This window comes from Wolbachia endosymbiont (group B) of Eupithecia inturbata, from assembly GCF_964030915.1.
GTDB lineage: Bacteria > Pseudomonadota > Alphaproteobacteria > Rickettsiales > Anaplasmataceae > Wolbachia.
In genome coordinates, this window is the sequence record NZ_OZ034987.1 from 1,212,980 (window position 1) to 1,230,637 (window position 17,658).

General features: G+C 33.2%; 14 protein-coding genes. 9 read left to right on the plus strand and 5 right to left on the minus strand.

Annotated elements, in window-relative coordinates:
* The first annotated feature begins 75 nt into the window (after nucleotides 1-75).
* From ACQH21_RS05795 to ACQH21_RS05825, 7 genes are all read left to right on the plus strand, one after another.
* Nucleotides 76-1,584 carry a hypothetical protein gene (locus ACQH21_RS05795; RefSeq protein ID WP_425384068.1) on the plus strand — a complete coding sequence of 503 codons (1,509 nt, stop codon included), beginning with the start codon at nucleotides 76-78 and terminating at the stop codon, nucleotides 1,582-1,584.
* A gap of 98 nt (nucleotides 1,585-1,682) precedes the next feature.
* Complete coding sequence (locus ACQH21_RS05800) at nucleotides 1,683-2,699, plus strand: extracellular solute-binding protein (protein ID WP_425384069.1); 1,017 nt, start codon at nucleotides 1,683-1,685, stop codon at nucleotides 2,697-2,699.
* Between the two features lie 80 nt (nucleotides 2,700-2,779).
* Complete coding sequence (locus tag ACQH21_RS05805; RefSeq protein ID WP_254229558.1) at nucleotides 2,780-3,667, plus strand: aspartate carbamoyltransferase catalytic subunit; 888 nt, start codon at nucleotides 2,780-2,782, stop codon at nucleotides 3,665-3,667.
* A 661-nt stretch (nucleotides 3,668-4,328) separates the two neighbouring features.
* Nucleotides 4,329-5,303: an ankyrin repeat domain-containing protein gene (locus ACQH21_RS05810; RefSeq protein ID WP_425384070.1), complete on the plus strand. Its 975-nt coding sequence runs from the start codon at nucleotides 4,329-4,331 to the stop codon at nucleotides 5,301-5,303.
* Nucleotides 5,287-7,053 carry a pentapeptide repeat-containing protein gene (locus tag ACQH21_RS05815; protein ID WP_264683087.1) on the plus strand — a complete coding sequence of 589 codons (1,767 nt, stop codon included), beginning with the start codon at nucleotides 5,287-5,289 and terminating at the stop codon, nucleotides 7,051-7,053. Before ACQH21_RS05810 ends, ACQH21_RS05815 begins: the two co-directional genes overlap by 17 nt.
* Nucleotides 7,054-7,088: 35 nt before the next feature.
* Nucleotides 7,089-7,697 carry a guanylate kinase gene (gene gmk, locus ACQH21_RS05820; RefSeq protein WP_010406904.1) on the plus strand — a complete coding sequence of 203 codons (609 nt, stop codon included), beginning with the start codon at nucleotides 7,089-7,091 and terminating at the stop codon, nucleotides 7,695-7,697.
* 243 nt (nucleotides 7,698-7,940) lie between these two features.
* Nucleotides 7,941-10,277: an ankyrin repeat domain-containing protein gene (locus tag ACQH21_RS05825; RefSeq protein ID WP_425384071.1), complete on the plus strand. Its 2,337-nt coding sequence runs from the start codon at nucleotides 7,941-7,943 to the stop codon at nucleotides 10,275-10,277.
* Here the strand turns inward: ACQH21_RS05825 and sdhA are convergent.
* Together sdhA and ACQH21_RS05835 are read right to left on the minus strand one after the other, a co-directional pair.
* Nucleotides 10,249-12,048 carry a succinate dehydrogenase flavoprotein subunit gene (sdhA, locus tag ACQH21_RS05830; RefSeq protein WP_010406910.1) on the minus strand — a complete coding sequence of 600 codons (1,800 nt, stop codon included), beginning with the start codon at nucleotides 12,046-12,048 and terminating at the stop codon, nucleotides 10,249-10,251. The genes ACQH21_RS05825 and sdhA overlap by 29 nt on opposite strands.
* A 208-nt stretch (nucleotides 12,049-12,256) precedes the next feature.
* Nucleotides 12,257-12,667: a zinc-ribbon domain-containing protein gene (locus ACQH21_RS05835; protein ID WP_007302100.1), complete on the minus strand. Its 411-nt coding sequence runs from the start codon at nucleotides 12,665-12,667 to the stop codon at nucleotides 12,257-12,259.
* A 38-nt stretch (nucleotides 12,668-12,705) separates the two neighbouring features.
* Here ACQH21_RS05835 and dapD point away from each other — a divergent pair, with 38 nt between their 5' ends.
* Entirely contained in the window at nucleotides 12,706-13,548 is an 843-nt protein-coding gene (dapD, locus tag ACQH21_RS05840) for a 2,3,4,5-tetrahydropyridine-2,6-dicarboxylate N-succinyltransferase (protein ID WP_214303215.1), read from the plus strand.
* Here dapD and ACQH21_RS05845 read toward each other — a convergent pair whose 3' ends face one another.
* Both ACQH21_RS05845 and ACQH21_RS05850 read right to left on the minus strand, forming a co-directional pair.
* Nucleotides 13,549-13,830 (minus strand): DUF2610 domain-containing protein, encoded by a 282-nt coding sequence (locus ACQH21_RS05845; protein WP_007302102.1) that lies wholly within the window; start codon nucleotides 13,828-13,830, stop codon nucleotides 13,549-13,551.
* Nucleotides 13,831-14,202, minus strand: a complete 372-nt coding sequence (locus ACQH21_RS05850; protein WP_425384072.1) for a hypothetical protein — start codon at nucleotides 14,200-14,202, stop codon at nucleotides 13,831-13,833.
* Nucleotides 14,203-14,297: 95 nt separating this feature from the next.
* Between ACQH21_RS05850 and ACQH21_RS05855 the strand changes: the two genes are divergently transcribed.
* Complete coding sequence (locus ACQH21_RS05855) at nucleotides 14,298-15,326, plus strand: class I SAM-dependent methyltransferase (protein WP_265030977.1); 1,029 nt, start codon at nucleotides 14,298-14,300, stop codon at nucleotides 15,324-15,326.
* Between the two features lie 933 nt (nucleotides 15,327-16,259).
* Here the strand turns inward: ACQH21_RS05855 and ACQH21_RS05860 are convergent.
* Nucleotides 16,260-17,600 (minus strand): ankyrin repeat domain-containing protein, encoded by a 1,341-nt coding sequence (locus ACQH21_RS05860; protein WP_264374963.1) that lies wholly within the window; start codon nucleotides 17,598-17,600, stop codon nucleotides 16,260-16,262.
* Between the last annotated feature and the right edge of the window lie 58 nt (nucleotides 17,601-17,658).

Here is a 17,658-nt window from a genome sequence, read left to right on the forward strand (position 1 = left end):
CTTAAATTAGTATTCATTATATCTTAATAACTATAGCGTAATCAACATAACATTGTAATTAATTTTGGAGCGAATATGCCTGGATCAGGAAATAAAGATAAAGTCACACTGGTTTCTCATACAACGGTGAGTGAAAATAGTGCAGCAACTTCACCAACACCAACTCCCAGAACAAGTGCTCCAAAACAAGATGGCAAAAACACAAATCCACTTGAAGAAGCAGGAGAAGCTACCTCGAATAAGCCATCACCTATTCTACCAACTAACCAAGTTTCACAACTTGATGAAACACCCCCTCCCCTTCCGCAAAGGAATCAAGCTTTACGAGATGGAAATTCATTTGATCTTGATACTCAAATACCACTACCTTCTTCTTCTCAAGGAAAAGATGAGCCAACTCATTATACTGAATTGGATTTACCTACTTCAAGTGAGTCAGTTCACGGTGAACCAGGAAGTGCTATTTATGCATCCATAGATAAAAATAAAAAAACTTCGAAAAAGAGTTTAGATAATGGAGTAGATAATCAAAGATTAGAAAGATCGGCTTCTAAAGAGACAGTATTTGATGAAACTTGTAATAGGAATGAAAGTGAAAAAAACCCTTTTGAAAATCTCAGTCAGCATAGCGATACACCTTCAACTTCTCCGCCATCATACACGAGCAGAAGTAGCTCTCAAGAGTCTTCGCCTACAGATAGGGTGTTTAAACTGCAAAAAAACAGATTCTGGCCCAAAGCGCAGTATGCCATGCAGCAGAAAGGCGTTGTAATTTTTGGTGCGGCCGCTATCGTGCTTGGCACATCTACAGCTTTAGTATATTTACAAGATAAAGCAAAATTTATTGCGTTCTTTACAAACAGTCCGCTATATACCATCGTACCGATTATTGCAGTTGCTTCATTGTTTGCAATTAGCCCAATGCTGCTTGGAATAAAACAGTTTGTAAATACCAAAGAATATCAAACTCAAGTAAAAAATGCAGATGAAGTTTTAGATAATGTTTTGATGGACCAGCCAGAAGGTAAAGTTATAAAGTCTGTAAGACTGGAATATAGCAATGGCACTCATTCAAATTTTGTATTTAATGCTTGGGAATCTAAAAAAGGCTTCGTCAATATTGATGAAAAAGTAATCAGTAAAACTAATAAAATAGAGTCCGTAATTAATAATAGGCCACTATTTACTGCATTATTAACTGGTGTAGTTGCTGCAAATATAGCGCTCCCTTTATTGCTTTATGCAGAAGGTGGTGTTAATAATATACAAAAATTTTACCAAAACCCTTTGACCAATAATATAAGATTATTACCACTTATAGGCTTAGGTATATTTGTATTACTAGCTGTATATCTTGGCGTGCATTACTATAGAAAAACAAATTGCACTAATCTTGTATATTCTGAAGAAACGATTGATCCTAAAAATGTTAATGGGAAATTCATTGAGGAAATAAAACGAGAAAGAACAAATGTTCTTGGAGAAAATCATAGTAAAGATGCTAAACGCAGCAGTTTAACGCTTGAGCAGGTTGTAGTTCAATCTCACAATTATAAGGATGCTATCTATAGTATAGGTGAATGAAATAAATCTCCTACAATGTCCATTGATTGGAATTTTTACACTTGCTAAGACCTTGCTATTTTGATAGCTTGAGATGATGACAAGGAAGGGGTTTGTTTATGAAAAAAGGTTTAATATTTATATCTTTAGTAGCGGCTTTATTGATAGTCGTTAATTTTTTATATAAAAATAGCGGAATTGATGATTCACAAGTAGTAAACGTTTATTCATCTCGTAAAGAAGAATTAGTACATAGTTTGTTTGATGATTTTACAAAAACCACTGGCATCAAGGTACGTTATATCATTGACGATTATTCCCAATTGCTTTCACGTATGGAAAATGGCGGTGAAGCTGATTTGTTTTTAACTGCAGATGCAGTGAATTTGATTTTAGCCAAAAAAAGAGGGCTCTTATCTCAAGTGGATTCAGAGACTCTAAAAAATGCCATACCTGCAAAATTTAGAGATAATGAAGATTATTGGTTTGGTCTCACAAAAAGAGCTAGAATATTGGTTTACAATAAAGAATCAGTAGATCCTAAGGAATTAAGTAACTATGAAGATTTAGCGAATGAAAAATGGAAAGGGAAAATATTAGTACGCTCTTCCACAAGTCCATATAACCGATCATTGATCGCTTTTATGATTGCAAAAAATGGTTTTGAAAAAACAAAAGAATGGGTGAGTGGAATTGTAAGCAACATGGCAAGAAAACCAAGCGGTGGTGACACAGATCAAATTTATGCTGTAGCCGCTGGTGAAGGCAATGTTGCAATAGTAAATAGCTACTACTTTGCAAGAATCCTTTCATCAGAAAATAAAAAGAATATCACAGAAAAGTTAGGAGCTTTCTTCCCGAGTGATGGTGTAATGGTGAATATTAGTGGTGCAGCAGTAACAAAAAACGCAAAACACAGAGAAAATGCCATAGCTTTATTGGAGTTTTTTGTAAGCAAACAGGCTCAAGAGCTATATGCTAAAAAAAATCAAGAATATCCTATTGTTGAAGGTATTGAAACTTCTGATGTGTTAAAATCTTGGGGAAATTACCTACAAAGTACTCTGCCTATAAGTGAGCTTGAGAAGCATCTCTTTGAGGCTGTTATGATAGCAGATGAATGTAAGTGGAAATAAAATTTTATAGCTTCCTTCTACTTTACTTTAGAGTTGTGTAATTGAAATTAAGAAAGTAGAATAAGCTCAAAAAAGGAGCTATGGACAAGAGAAGGAATTTATTAAATATCTCAGACCTCACAATCGGTGATGTAGAAAATATAACTAAATTAGCCAACCAATACCTTGAAGAAAAAGTTGAAAATAGTCATGTTCTGAAAAATAAAATAGTCATAAACCTATTCTTTGAAGATTCAACACGTACGCTCGCATCTTTTGAAATAGCAGCAAAAAGCCTTGGAGCAAATGTTATAACTTTACCAATAAAATCTTCTTCTATTAACAAAGGGGAAGATCTAAAAGATATGATAAAAACACTAAATGCAATGAATCCTGACTATATGATAATCAGGCATAAAAGTAGTGGTATTATTAATACATTGGCAAAGCATGTCAACTGCTCGCTAATCAACGCAGGCGATGGAAGCAGTGAACACCCAACTCAAGCTCTTGCAGATTATCTCGTAATTATCAGTCATAAAAAGCAAATAAAAAACCTCAAAATTGTGATATGTGGAGATATTTTGCACAGTAGAGTTGCAAGATCAAATATAAGATTGCTAAAAATGTTTGGAGCAAAAATAAGCTTAGTTGCACCACCAGCTTTGATTTGTAAGCATCTTCCTGAAGTATATTCACTTCACTATTCATTAATCGAAGGTATAAAGGATGCTGACGTAATTATGCTTTTAAGATTGCAAAAAGAGCGCATGAATAATAATTATTCAGAAAAAGAATATTTTCACTTGTATGGACTTGATGCACAAAAACTATCGCACGCAAAACCAGATGCAATTGTTATGCACCCAGGACCAATAAATAGAGGTATCGAAATTAGCAATGATATAGCAGATTGTGTTATTTTACAGCAAGTAAAGTTTGGATTAGCAACGCGTAAGGCAGTACTGCACTATTTAATAAATGTTTAAGTTAAAAATTAATGTTTAAGGAATTTTAGACATAATGACCCTCCTATAAAGAAAAGATTTAGAAAAATATAACACACCTTATGACAGAAATTAAGCGTACGTGTACGCACTGAAGTAGACTGTGCTATATTTTTTATTGAAAAATTAATTGAAGAGTCTGCAGACTTGAATAAGGTGGATTTCGAGCTCTAAAATACCCTCATTTTTACTGATAATAATCAACTTACCAAATGTGTCAAGTATTTTTTTGCATTTAATTTACAACTACGAACGTTTATTTGCAAAAAATACTATAAACATAAAATGATAGATGTCATAAAAGTAGCCAGCACTGGCATCCAGTTAAATTTGTGAGTTAAAAGTTATGCTAAAATATAACGTTTCTAATGATGATGGAAAATGGATCCCAGTGTCGGAGCACTGGGATGACATTGTTTAGTACGCAAATTACCACAATGTTCATACAGCTGTATACTGATTTCTTTAATGTCCGTACAGTTGTATGTCAGCTACTCGAATGACAATTTCAGATAAAACCTAGATAAAAGAGAAAAATAAATTTTTACATAATCATACTTGTACAATAACTAAAGCACTTTTTACTGTAGATTAATCATTTGATTATAGTATCATTTTAATTAAGCCTATATTTGCAATGTTTATGAAATATAAAGCATTCTTCATACTATTAATTGTTATATCTAACCTGCTTGCTGCAGAACAGCCTGAAGAAAATAAAAATGAAAGCAGTATAAATCAAGAAGACGTATCGAAAAGCAACACTGATGCTGAAAAAACTTCTCCGCTTCTGAGCGAACTCAAAGAAATCACAGACCCAACAAATGTAATCAATGAAGAAGTACCTTCAAGTAATCAAACAAACCTACAGTCTGAAGAGGAGACTAATATAAAAGATACCAAAGCTCTAACAAGTCCTTTATCAGAAGAAAAAAAAGAAGAACCTGAAGAGAAGAAAATCAGTCACAATAATCAAACAAACCTACAGCCTGAAGAGGAGATTAGCAAAAAAGACACCGAACTTTCAACAAGCCAATTAACAGAGAAAAAGAAAGAAGAACAGCCTGACAATATAACACCTGTGAACAAAAAAAATGAAAAAAGCGAAAAATGGACAAAGCTAAACAAAGAAATAAAAAAACATAAAAGCAAGTCTATATATAAAAGACAATATGATAGCCTAAATGAGCACCTTCCTAAAACTATATTTACTGATGATTACAGTAAGCAATTTTTTTACTGCATCAAGAAGGGCAACTTAATTTGTCTAAGAGGAGTAATAAATAAGCTAGAAAAAATTGGATTAACAATTCAAGAAATACTAAGATTTAGAAATAAATTGGGTGATACTCCTCTAATTTATGCAGTGAAACAAGGTGAAATAGACACAGTTCGCTTTCTCTTATTACAAGGTGCTGATCCTAGAGTAGTTGATAATAATTTTAAGTCCCCTATTGAAATAGCAATCGAAAGGAATCAGATCAACATAATAAACGCAATTGCCGAAATGATGCCATACCTTTTAGAGGATAAAGAAATAAACAATCAAGAAAACTCAGAGATGTATAACTTTGCTATAAAAACAAAAGAAAACACGTGTGATGCAAAAGATAATTAGACTTTTGATATTAATTTTAGTTGGTCATTTATGCTATGGAGATGATGCAATCAATGATTTTTTAAGCGCTCTGCATGATGTAAAATACGTATCTTACAATACAAAAGATTTTGCTAAATTTTTAGTACAGTGTAATAAAGCCAGCATACCACAAGATTTTAAGAAAGGTTTTGGTCCTAATTTAAATGGTGCTAATTTTAGTCAATTGTATTTAAGCAAATCTATTTTTGATGGAGTAAGTTTAATTGGTGCCGATTTTTCTAACACCGATTTATCAGATGTGTCTTTTATCGATGTTGATTTACGTGGTGCCAATTTTTCCAATGCTAATTTACATGGCGTTAAAATAAAAGGCACAAATTTAAGTTTTTCAAAATTTGCTTCTACAAATTTAACAGATATCATATTTGATCAGTCTAATATCAGTTATGCTGATTTTATCAATTCTAATCTCAACAAAGTAAGTATGCGTAATATAATTGGTTTGCATACCAAGTTTTTGAATGTAAAAATGAATTTCTCCAATTTATCAAACTCAAGTGCCAGCTACATCAATTTTAGTGATAGTGAAATAAACGACACTGTTATGCAGAAAAATAATTTCGACAACGCAAGTTTCTTTGGAGTGGATGCACATAAGCTCAAGGTACAATTTTCTTCATTAAAAAATGCTAACATATATGGTGCAGAAATAAAAAAATCGGATTTTACAGGTAGCAATCTTTCAAACGCCTATTTTAATTCTTCCATTATAGTCAACAGTAATTTCGAAAAAGCCAATTTAAGCAATTCACAAATTTCCTATGTGAAAGGGGATAATTCAAACTTCATTAAATCTATACTAAATGGTTCCAAGATAAAACATGCATATGTTTTCGAAGCAGACCTTCAGGATGCTGACTTATCTAATATTGATTTTAGTTTTAGTGAATTGTATAAAGTTAACGCCTATGATGCTAACATTTGTCACGGAAAGTTTCATAATACTAAAGTTGTGAATTCTGACATGAATGGTTCGTTCTTTGACCATTCATTGTTTACCTCTGCAAAAATAGAAGATTCAGATCTTTCCACAACTTCAATGTATAAGACAAAAATTAAAGACTCTCAAATTTATAATAGTACTCTTTCCCACCATAATATGGATTCGAGTGAGATAGAAAATTCAATATTCTTCAAATTATTAGCTGATAATTCGAGCTGGTCTAAGTCAAAAGTCACTAATTCAAACTTTATTGAAAGTGATTTCAAATCCTCCGTGTTTTATGATAATGCCTTTAGAAAGACTAGTTTTTTTCTTAGCAATTTGAGTAATTCAACAGTGAGTGATGTCTCTTTCCTCTCTTCAAGCATATATAAAAGTTCAATTGCTGATATTCATTTAACAGATTGCAAATTTGATAATTCAATTTTGATTGACAATCAAGGACAGACAAAAATTACAAATCTAGAGAATGCCATAACTTCAATTAAAGATCTGCAAGAGAAAATATCGCAGGGCAAAAAATTTGATGTAAATTATTCTTACTTTGAGTTTAAGGATATGAATTTAGAAAATGCTAATTTTTCTAATTCAATATTAAGTAGAGCAAAGTTTGTAAACGTTAATTTGAATAAGGCAAATCTTGAAAAAGCCGATTTACGTTATACTGTCTTTGATAATTCCTCTCTTATTGATGCCAATTTATCAAATTCTAATTTAGAGGGCTCTAGTCTTTTAAACTTTGATTCAAAAAATACAAAGTCTTAAAAAAGCTCTATAATGTACTTGTTAAATAAAGAAAAATGACCGTAAAAAATGAGGGCATACTACTGATTCTATCCTCTCCTTCTGGAGCTGGAAAAACTACTATATCAGAAAAATTACTTGAGCAATCAACTGATTTAGTTATGTCTGTTTCTATGACTACACGCAAACCTCGTCCCGGTGAAGTAAACGGAAAAGACTATTTTTTCGTTACTGAAGAAAAGTTTCACGAACTATGTAAGGCTGGTCAAATGCTTGAATATGCCAAAGTTTTTGAGAATTTTTACGGTATACCAAAAGATTTTATAGAACAAAACCTGAGTAGTGGAATAAGTGTTTTACTGAATATAGATTGGCAAGGAGCATTTCATTTGTTTGAAATCTTAAGAGAAAAAGTTGTAAGTGTTTTTATACTACCTCCCTCAATGGAAGAGCTTAGACTGCGTCTACAAAGGCGTAATAGTGATGATGAAATTGAAATAGAGCGTAGATTAGCCGAAGCGCAAAAAGAGATAAGTAAAAGTAATAAATATGATTACGTAATAATTAATGATGATCTTGATAAAAGCGTAGAAGAGATAAAATCAATACTAAGTAAAGGAATGCTTAAAAAATTAGAAGAAAAATCAAGTTTGAAAGATCTATAAAAACATTGGTTTGTCTCTTTCAGAGCACTCATGCTTCACAGTTTAGCCACATTTATTATTTTTTAAGATAAAATAGTTAAAATAGTAGACAAGTGCTAAAGTGGGGATTTGACTATGACAATAGATTTTCTAATAGAAACTAGTTTTCTGCCTTTTCACCTATATTTCGATAACATCTAGCTCAATTTAAAAGTTTAATACAATTCGTTAACGCCAAATAGCTTTTAATATTGAGGTTTTAATATGAGTATAGATCTAAGTGTATCAGTTACTAATGCAAACAAACTAGATAAACATATAAACAAAAATGAAAAACAAGATAAAAAAGACAAGCAATTGTATAATATTATAGAGAGAAAGGTAAAAAAAGAAAAACATCAGCATAAAAAACCAGGAAGTCGAGATGGAACACTCAAGGAATGTAAAAGGTTATTTAAGGAAGGCGCTAGTCCTGAAGTATTAACTAAATTAGAAGAATCGCTTAGAGAACAGGAAAAATATCACAGATATTATGTCCAATGTTTCCTTCCAGTGCTAGGTGAAGTAATAGAACGATCGAAAAGAATATCAAATGAAACAAAAAAACAAGTAATTTCTGAAGTCACTAAAAGTTGTTTTAGTAGGCACAGCGAACAAGACAGTGGCTACGGTAGCGATTTTGAAGATGAAATAAACGGAATATCAGATTCTGATAGCGATTTTGAAGATGGAATAAACGGAATATCGGATTCTGATAATGACGTTCAATTACTAAATGCAATCCAAAATGGAAACAACAGGAAATTTAGAAAATACCTAAAAGATTGCACAAATGTCAGTGGCATAACAGATGAAAAAGGAAATAATATTTTACACCTTATTGCATCGCTCAAAAAGAAACAAAAGCTTAAGTTTCTAGATACCTTGATAAAAATAGCTAACGAGAAAAATTTAGTACAACTTGTTGATAGTGAAAATCAAGAAGGAAAGACTCCTTTTCAGGTAGCACTAATTAACAAGATAATAAAAGGGAAACATGAGTCTAATACAGTTAGAAGTAGCGATAATACACTTAAGTTTCTTGCAAAATTGTTAAAGTATGGAGCCAAGCTAAGCTTACCTACAGAGGATTTAGAAAAATTATCTAAAAAGCAAAATGAATACTATCTTAAATTTTTAGAGAAATTGGCTGAGCGAAAACCAGAAATAAAAACAAAAGTTGAAGAAGTTATAGCCCATACCATAAATACTCCAGATAGTAATGATAATTATCAATTACATTTAGCAATTAAAAATAAAGATGAGAAATCCTTTAAGGAGTTATTGCAAAAAGGAGCAGATATTAGCCTGAAAGATACAGATGGTAATAATGCTTTACATCTAATAGTTTTAGAATTAAAGCAAAAACGAAAGTTTGAATTTTCAAATATAATATTAAATGTAAGTAAGGAGGAAGAAAAAGAGTATCTTAAAGCACAGTTTAAAAAAGCTATAAATGCTGAAAATACAGCAAAACAAACACCTCTTTATTATTTATTCCAGCATATAAAAGAAAAAAATGAGGATCGATCATGTACAGATAAAAAATTTGAAAAAACAAATAGATATAAAGCCTTAGAGTTATTTCTCCAAAATAGTGCAGACATTACTGCTCAAGACAAAGAGGGTAATAATGCTTTGCACTATATTGCTTCGCTAAAAGGAGAACAAAAGGTTGCATGCTTGGAGTTGATTTCCAGTTTAGTAAAAGAAAAAGAAATATCTGAAGATCAGTTAGGTAAGGCCATAAAGGCCATTAACGAAGAAGGAAGAACACCGCTACAAGTATCATTAACAAAAAAAGCAGAAAAAGGCAACCACCTTTCGCAAATGAAAACAATTTTTGATCTAGGGAAAAAGTACGACAATACAACAAAGTTTTGTGCAAAGCTGCTAGAAATAGGTGCTGATTCCCGTTATCTGAAACTAAAAGATCGAGAATTTCATACTGAAAAATATTATTGCACTTTACGTAATTTAGAAAATTACTCAAAAACTCCACAAGAAGGAAAGGTAAAAGCTAAAGAACTAAGGAAAAAACTTGAAAAAAAATATAATGTTAGAACTTTTTCAAAAAAATGTCAGCATATTCTACACAAAACAGGAGATGGCCTAAAAGCTGCATGGAAATGCATTGATCCGGGCAGGAGAGCTAGTGTATTGTTAGCAATCACAGTAGCAACTACTATTATTACAATGGTAACACTTTCTTGCTTCCAAGGACAAATTGCAATTGGAGCAGCGTTACCCATCATAGCTATAACAGGAGTGGTGTGTCTGATATTCACTTTGGAACTTAGCGGCATTAGGAAGTCTGTTAAGGAATTAACCAACGATAAGCAAAGCCGTAAAGATGATCACCTAGCTGCAAAACAACCTGAAAATATTACTGAACAACAAAATTTAGCTAACAACTCAGCAGAGCAAGAAGTACAAAGATCGTCAAATCAATCGGAGCATAAAGAAAGCCCAGCTACTCAAATGAGCTATGTATCAATACTACGTCAATTTATAAATAAACCAGATGGGTTAACTAATAAATTCTCTTTTCCGGGGCGATGAAATCAATCTCATCGCTCAGAGTTTTTTCAGCAACTTTTTTATAGTCAATTTCTACACTAACTTGGCTTTTCTCTTCTTTAAGCCATGCTATAGTATGCTTCATCCAGTTTTTATCATCACGTTCAGGGAAATCTTCACGAGCATGAGCACCCCTGCTTTCCTCGCGATTAGCTGCGCATTCCATGGTAATAACTGCTTGTGGAATCATATTGGCAAGCTCCAGCGCTTCAACCAAATCACTATTCCATATCATACTGCGATCTTCAACTGCAATGTTAGGCATCATTTTTGCTACTTCTTTTATAGCTTTTTTACCTTCCTCTAAAACTTCAGCAACACGGAATACCGATGCATATTTCTGCATAGTGTGCTGCATTTCACTTCGTATTTTTGCTACTTTGAACTCTCCAGAAGCAAATCGCATTTTATTAAATCTATCTACTATCAAGTCTGTGCAGTCTGAATGCAATTTTTTATGTGGTGTATCAGGTTTCAATTTTTCTTTTGCCCTAAGCGCGGCAGCTCTACCAAAAACCACAAGATCAAGAAGCGAGTTGGAACCTAGTCGATTTGCACCATGTACAGAAACACATGCTGCCTCTCCTATTGCAAATAATCCTTCTACCACTTCTTCTTTACCTTTTTGCAACGTGATCACTTCCCCATGATAGTTGGTTGGAATACCTCCCATGTTATAGTGAACAGTTGGAATAACAGGTATCGGATCTTTAGTAACATCAACTCCTGCAAAGGTCTTTGCTGTTTCACTAATACCTGGCAATCTGAGCTTTATTACTTCCGGATCAAGATGAGCTATATTCAAGTACATGTGATCTTTCTTTGGCCCAACTCCCCTTCCCTCTCTAATTTCAATTGTCATTGCTCGACTTACTACATCACGAGAAGCCAAATCTTTTGCCTTTGGCGCATAACGTTCCATAAACTTCTCACCCTGAGAATTAACGAGGTACCCACCTTCACCGCGGCATCCTTCCGTCATCAAGCACCCTGAGCCATATATTCCTGTTGGATGAAATTGCACAAATTCCATATCTTCAAGTGGCAACCCAGCTCTCACCACCATGCCATTACCATCACCTGTGCAGGTGTGTGCACTTGTTGCAGAAAAATAAACACGTCCATAACCACCTGTTGCTATTACCACAGAATGTGCACGAAATCTATGCAACGTACCATCACACAGCGACCAAGCTATCACCCCACAGCATGTCCCTTTGTCCATAATCAAATCGATTACAAAATATTCGACAAAAAATTCAGCGTTAAATTTAAGACATTGCTGATATAGAGTATGAAGAATTGCATGCCCAGTTTTATCTGCTGCTGCACAAGTACGCTGAGCCGATTTTCCTTTACCAAAGTGAGTTGTCATTCCACCAAAGGCACGCTGATATATTTTTCCATCTTCCGTACGAGAAAAGGGTACACCAAAATTTTCAAGTTCAATCACAGCTTTGGCAGCATTTTTACACATATACTCTATTGCATCTTGATCGCCAAGCCAGTCTGAACCTTTTATTGTATCATATGCATGCCAGCGCCAGTCATCTTCAGCAATATTACTCAAAGCTGCACTAATTCCTCCTTGCGCTGCAACTGTATGACTTCGTGTAGGGAAAATTTTAGAAATGCAGGCAACTGAAAAATTAGTTGCAGCCATTCCAAGTGTTGCTCTAAGCCCTGCTCCACCTGCACCTACTATCACCACATCATACTCATGCTCTATGATTTCATACGCTGACTTATCCATATCCACTTATTTTATCATCACAGGCTTATAATATCACAGAAGTAGAAAAAATCTATACAAGTTTTCTGGATGTAAGCTTCTGAAACAAATCTATAGTAAACGATGTAATAACAATCATAGGGCGTCATGAAAGTAGCTGAAATTGGAATGACACTATCATAAAGGAATAAGTGTAGTTATTTGCATAACATTGATGACTTATGCCTATTTAATTAGATCTAAAATTAGATAGAAAAAGGTAATCTTGATAAAACTCATTTACAACAAGTTCTCTCGCACTTGAATTTTCCGTTTGCACTTTTTTGTATCCTAATTTATGGCTTATTGAATCTTTATATGAACTAACTGCTTTATATATCTTACTTACCTCTCCTGGAAAGATACCACCAACAATTATAACGCATAACCCTGCAACTGTTGCAAAAGCTAGAGTTAAACTTTGCCTCCAGTTAGCTTTTTTTTCTTGTATACCAGCAGGGCACAATTCACTTGACATTTCTTTTAGATACTCATGCCACATGTGATTGCAGTTTGTACATTTCACTTTTCTTCCAGATTCACCTATTTGCCCACGAGATACTAAGTAAGTTTTAGTACAATTATGACATTGTATTTTCATAGTGCTTACGTATAAAATAATATAAATTTGATATCAATATGTATATAATAAATGAAAAATTTGCAACTAAAAAATTACAAGATGAGATAGAAAATATTTGGAAAGATAAAGAAAAACTTAACGACTATAATCTAAAACACGAAGCAAGATTAATAATCAAAGAGGTAATTGAGTTACTTGACAGTGGTAAAATTAGAGTAGCAGAAAAGCTATCAAGTGGAGAATGGATAGTACATAAGTGGATAAAGCAGTCAATATTATTACATTTCCTCACTGAGGAAAGCAAAATAATAGACAACACCAATTGCTGGTTTGACAAAATCGGTAGTAAGTTTAGTGAATGGAATGAAGAAAAATTTTACCATTCAAAAATTAGAGCAGTTCCTGGGTGTTTTGTCCGCCAATCTGCTTACATAGGTAAAAATGTTGTTCTAATGCCAAGCTTTATCAACGTTGGTGCATACATTGATTCTGGCACAATGATAGACACTTGGTCAACAGTTGGTAGTTGTGCACAAATAGGAAAAAACTGTCATATTTCCGGTGGAGTGGGAATAGGCGGAGTTCTCGAGCCTATTCAAGCTTCTCCAGTCATTATAGAGGATAATTGCTTTATTGGAGCGCGCAGTGAGGTAGCCGAAGGTGTCATAATAAGAGAAGGATCAGTCCTTAGTATGGGGGTGTTTATTGGAGCATCAACAAAAATTATTGACAGAGAAACAAGCAAGATATTTTATGGTGAAGTACCACCTTACTCTGTAGTTGTACCAGGATCTACTCCACCTAAAAACAACATTTCAACCTATTGCGCAGTTATAGTAAAAAAAGTGGACGAGAAGACGAGATCAAAAACTTCTATAAATGAAATATTGAGAATCTAACTACTTACCGTCACTTTTTTTATCATTATTACTAACTATAGTAATGGCATATGCGCATAATTCTGGAAAAGAGATCCCGTTTTCTTGAGACAGCTTGTATAATTTTTGCAAACTTTCTTTAACTTTATTAGGAATGTTTCCTCCACGCTCCTTTGCAAGCCATGAATCTTGATGGTGAATTGGATGAGTATCACCCTTTGGATTTCCTATATATACTGCAAAAGGTGCATTCTGTCCTTTGAAATCACACTGTACAGTAAATTTTTTTATAGACTCAGCCATTTAAAGACCTCTACTTTTCTTTTTAACCGATTTTATAGAAGATACAAGAGGTGGTTTTTTGATAAAATCTTGCCTATTAAACACACTTTCTTTGCGTTCTAAAGCTCGACGAACATCGGCTCTGCTTAGCTGTGACTCTTTTGCTAACCTCATTCCATGCTTTACCATAATATTAGCATATGCTAACACTTTTTTTACTAACTCTAGGTCACCATTCAGCATTTTAACTAATGCTTGAAATACCTCCGCTAAAGTTAATCCATCAGCACCTACAACCTTATTTTCTACAAAATTGACAACTTCTTCAAATTTATATTCAACACCATCATCTTGAGGTATAAGGGTAACATAATCCGTATCTTGACTATTCATAACCAAAGCACTATCGCCTTTAAACTTATATTATATATATAAATACTCCACTATTTTATAGTATGGCACGCTATAGTTAAACATTTATTAATAATATGCTTACTTATATACACGAATTAATTGATAAAAGCCAAGGATCAATATCCATCAGTAATTTTATGAATGCTGCTCTATATCATAAAGAGTACGGCTATTACATGAATAAATTACCACTTGGCAAAGATGGTGACTTCATTACTGCACCTGAAATTAGTCAGCTATTTGGTGAAACAATTGCAGTGTGGATAATGAATACATGGGAAAAATTAGGAAAGCCATCAAAATTTTCTCTAGTTGAACTTGGACCAGGTAAAGGAACACTCATTCATGATGTAATAAGAGTCACCAAAAAATATAGCTGTTTTTTTAGCTCAATGGACATTCATCTAGTTGAGATAAGCCCTATTTTACAGAAAATACAAAAGGAAAAATTAAAGGGATTAGATATTAATTGGCACACAGATGTCGACAACTTACCAAATCAGCCAACTATTTTTTTTGCAAATGAGTTATTTGACGCCCTTCCAATTGACCAATTTATTTATCGTGATGGGCAGTGGTATGAAAATAGAGTAATAAAACAAGATGATGGCAGTCTTTCATTGTCACTCCAGTGCTTAACCAGACCAAAAACTGGATTCCAGACTGGAATGACAGGGGGTTTCAATGGTGCAGTAGTGGAAGTATGCCTAGCCGGAATCGAAATATTAAAGAAACTTGAGAATAAGATAGTCAATAACGGAGGAGCTGCCCTGATTATAGATTATGGTTATGTATATCCTTCATACAAGAGCACTTTGCAATCGATAAGGCAGCATCAGTATGCTAATTTTCTTGAAAATATTGGTAACAGTGATATTACTGCACTTGTAAACTTTCAAGCGTTAAAAGATTCATTAAAATACTTAAATTGTGAGATTTTAACTCAAAGAGAATTTTTATATTTGTTTGGTATAAAGGAAAGAGCGCAAGCTTTAATGGAAAATGCAAGTAATGAACAGAAGAATAAGATCTTCAGTGAATTTTTAAGGTTAACTGAAAATATGGGTACTCTCTTTAAGGTAATGCTGATTCACCATTTGTAGTCTTGTGTAGTTCTTATGTTAAACATACAAATACTAAAAAATTTACAGAATAAAAAAGGTAAAAGAAACGTATCTGTTCAGCAGAGTAGCAAAATAAGATAGACAGATAAGACTATCATAGGAACAAATAGGTGTCATGCAAGTAGCTGACACTGGCATGACAACAAAAAAGTTACTCAAATGACACCCTTTTTGATGCACAATTTTTGGTGCATCACGTACTGATTTTCATCCAAGACGATGTCATGCAAGTAGCTGACACTGGCATCCAGCCTTTTCGCGCAAAAAACGTTGTAAAGTGTTTACCAACTTAGTTGGATCCCAGCTGGAATGACACTTGGTTATGCAAGAAATCTATTGTCAAAAAAAATTACTTCCGCATATTTTGAATCTGATTATAATAACAATTAGAAATATTTTAAGAGCTCAAAATCTATCTTTGTCTGCAGACTTTCAGTTAACTTTTCAATAAAAAACGTAGCGTATCTTTTTCAGCGTATACACACATCTGTCATATGTGCGCTGCATTTTTTTTCTAATCTTTTCATACAGGAGGATTTTATGTCCAGAATTCCAGATACTTGACCTTTACTTTAGCTAATAACAGGCGCCTGTGATTTTTATAAAGAAAGTGTAGGAAAAACTGTTTCCAGGCATAAATTTGCCATGTATACCTAAAAAGTAATTATATTAGCATAATATTCATACTTATATGCCAATATTAATATTCTTTGAATGGAATACGAAATTAATGTTGAAAAAATATGTACCAAAAAATTTATGTGGGATCTATGCCGAAGCTCAAATTGCATGACACCATTTATTTTTATGGTTTTGTCTATTTTATTTTGCCACTCTGCTAAACGGATACATTTAATTCCATTTTTATCGAGCAGATAATTGTCATATATTAGCTTAGTTCTCCTGTTATACTTAAATATAAATCAGCATAGCCCTAATTTTTTTATATATTTTACTTCTTTCTCTATATTTAATAATAGGCTTGAAAATAAATGGTAAACCTATAATTGTTAAGCTTAGAGCTAGGATTGAAAGTACACAAAAGGCTTTGTGTTTACTATGTAGCTCTTTCAAGTAAAGCATCAAAAACCTACAAAATTTTTTGTAATTTTCTTCAATATTTTTTTTGCTATGAGCCTTGTCAATAAACATATCTATTGCAGTATAATCATTACTACAATTAATTGCCCCTTTTTCTATTAATAGCTGAGCTATATCAAAATAATCCTTTTGAATAGTAAGATGCAGAGGTGTAAAACCTTGTTGATCACAAATATTCATATTGGCTTTTACTGCTAACAACATTCTTACAATTTCTACATGGCCTTTTTTAGCTGCAAGTAGCAGAGGAGTTCTGTTGCATCTAGTGACAGCATTAACGTTTACCTTAAGCTCCAATAAGAACTTAACTGCTTTAGTATCACCATTATAGCTAGCTTTATGTAACCTGGTGTTACCGCTACAATCTTGGTCATCTGCTTCTATTCCCTTTGAAACAAGAAATGTTACCATTTGCCTATTATTATGCTTAATAGCGCAATCCAGTGCATCAAAACCATGTTTATTTTTTGTGCAAATAAACTCTTTTAACTTAGCTTTTGCTTGCTTTACAATAAGCTTTACCAGTTGCATTTTGTTGTTATATGCTGCTAGAAAAAGCGTAGTATTATTTTCTGCATCTTTTGCTTCTATGTTTGCACCTTTCTTTATCAGATATTCTATAATCTCTGCTCTACTTTCATAATGTGTAGTACATTGATAAATGGTCAAAAATAAAGGAGTACGAAAGTTATTATCTTCACATTCAAGATTTGCTCCGCTATCAATTAAAATCTGGACGCTCTTTTTAGAACCGTATAATGAAGCTATGTGAAGAGGAGTATAGCCTTCCTCAGCATCTTTTTCATTAACTTTTGCGCCTTTTGTTATTAAAAAATCCATTAATTCTGTGTCATCTTGTAGTGTAGCAAGGTGAAGTGGAGTAAATCCATTTTTATCTCTAGAATTAATTGTCAGTTGATTAACAAGAAGTTTAGCAATTTTTTTGTGTCCATGCATAATAGCATAATGCAGTGGATTTCTATTTTCATTGTCCACAACATTAAAGTCAGCTTCGTGCTCTAATAATGATTTTACTCCAACTAAATCGCCTTCTTTTGTAAACTTATGCAAGAGAGTGACTCCGCTTACATCTTTTGAGTTAATATCAAATCCACTTTCTACCAATTGATGTATGTCTTCCTCACACGCCATACCATTTTAATTAAACCCTTTTCGCATTAACAATACTCCCACTTAATTAAGTTTGAAT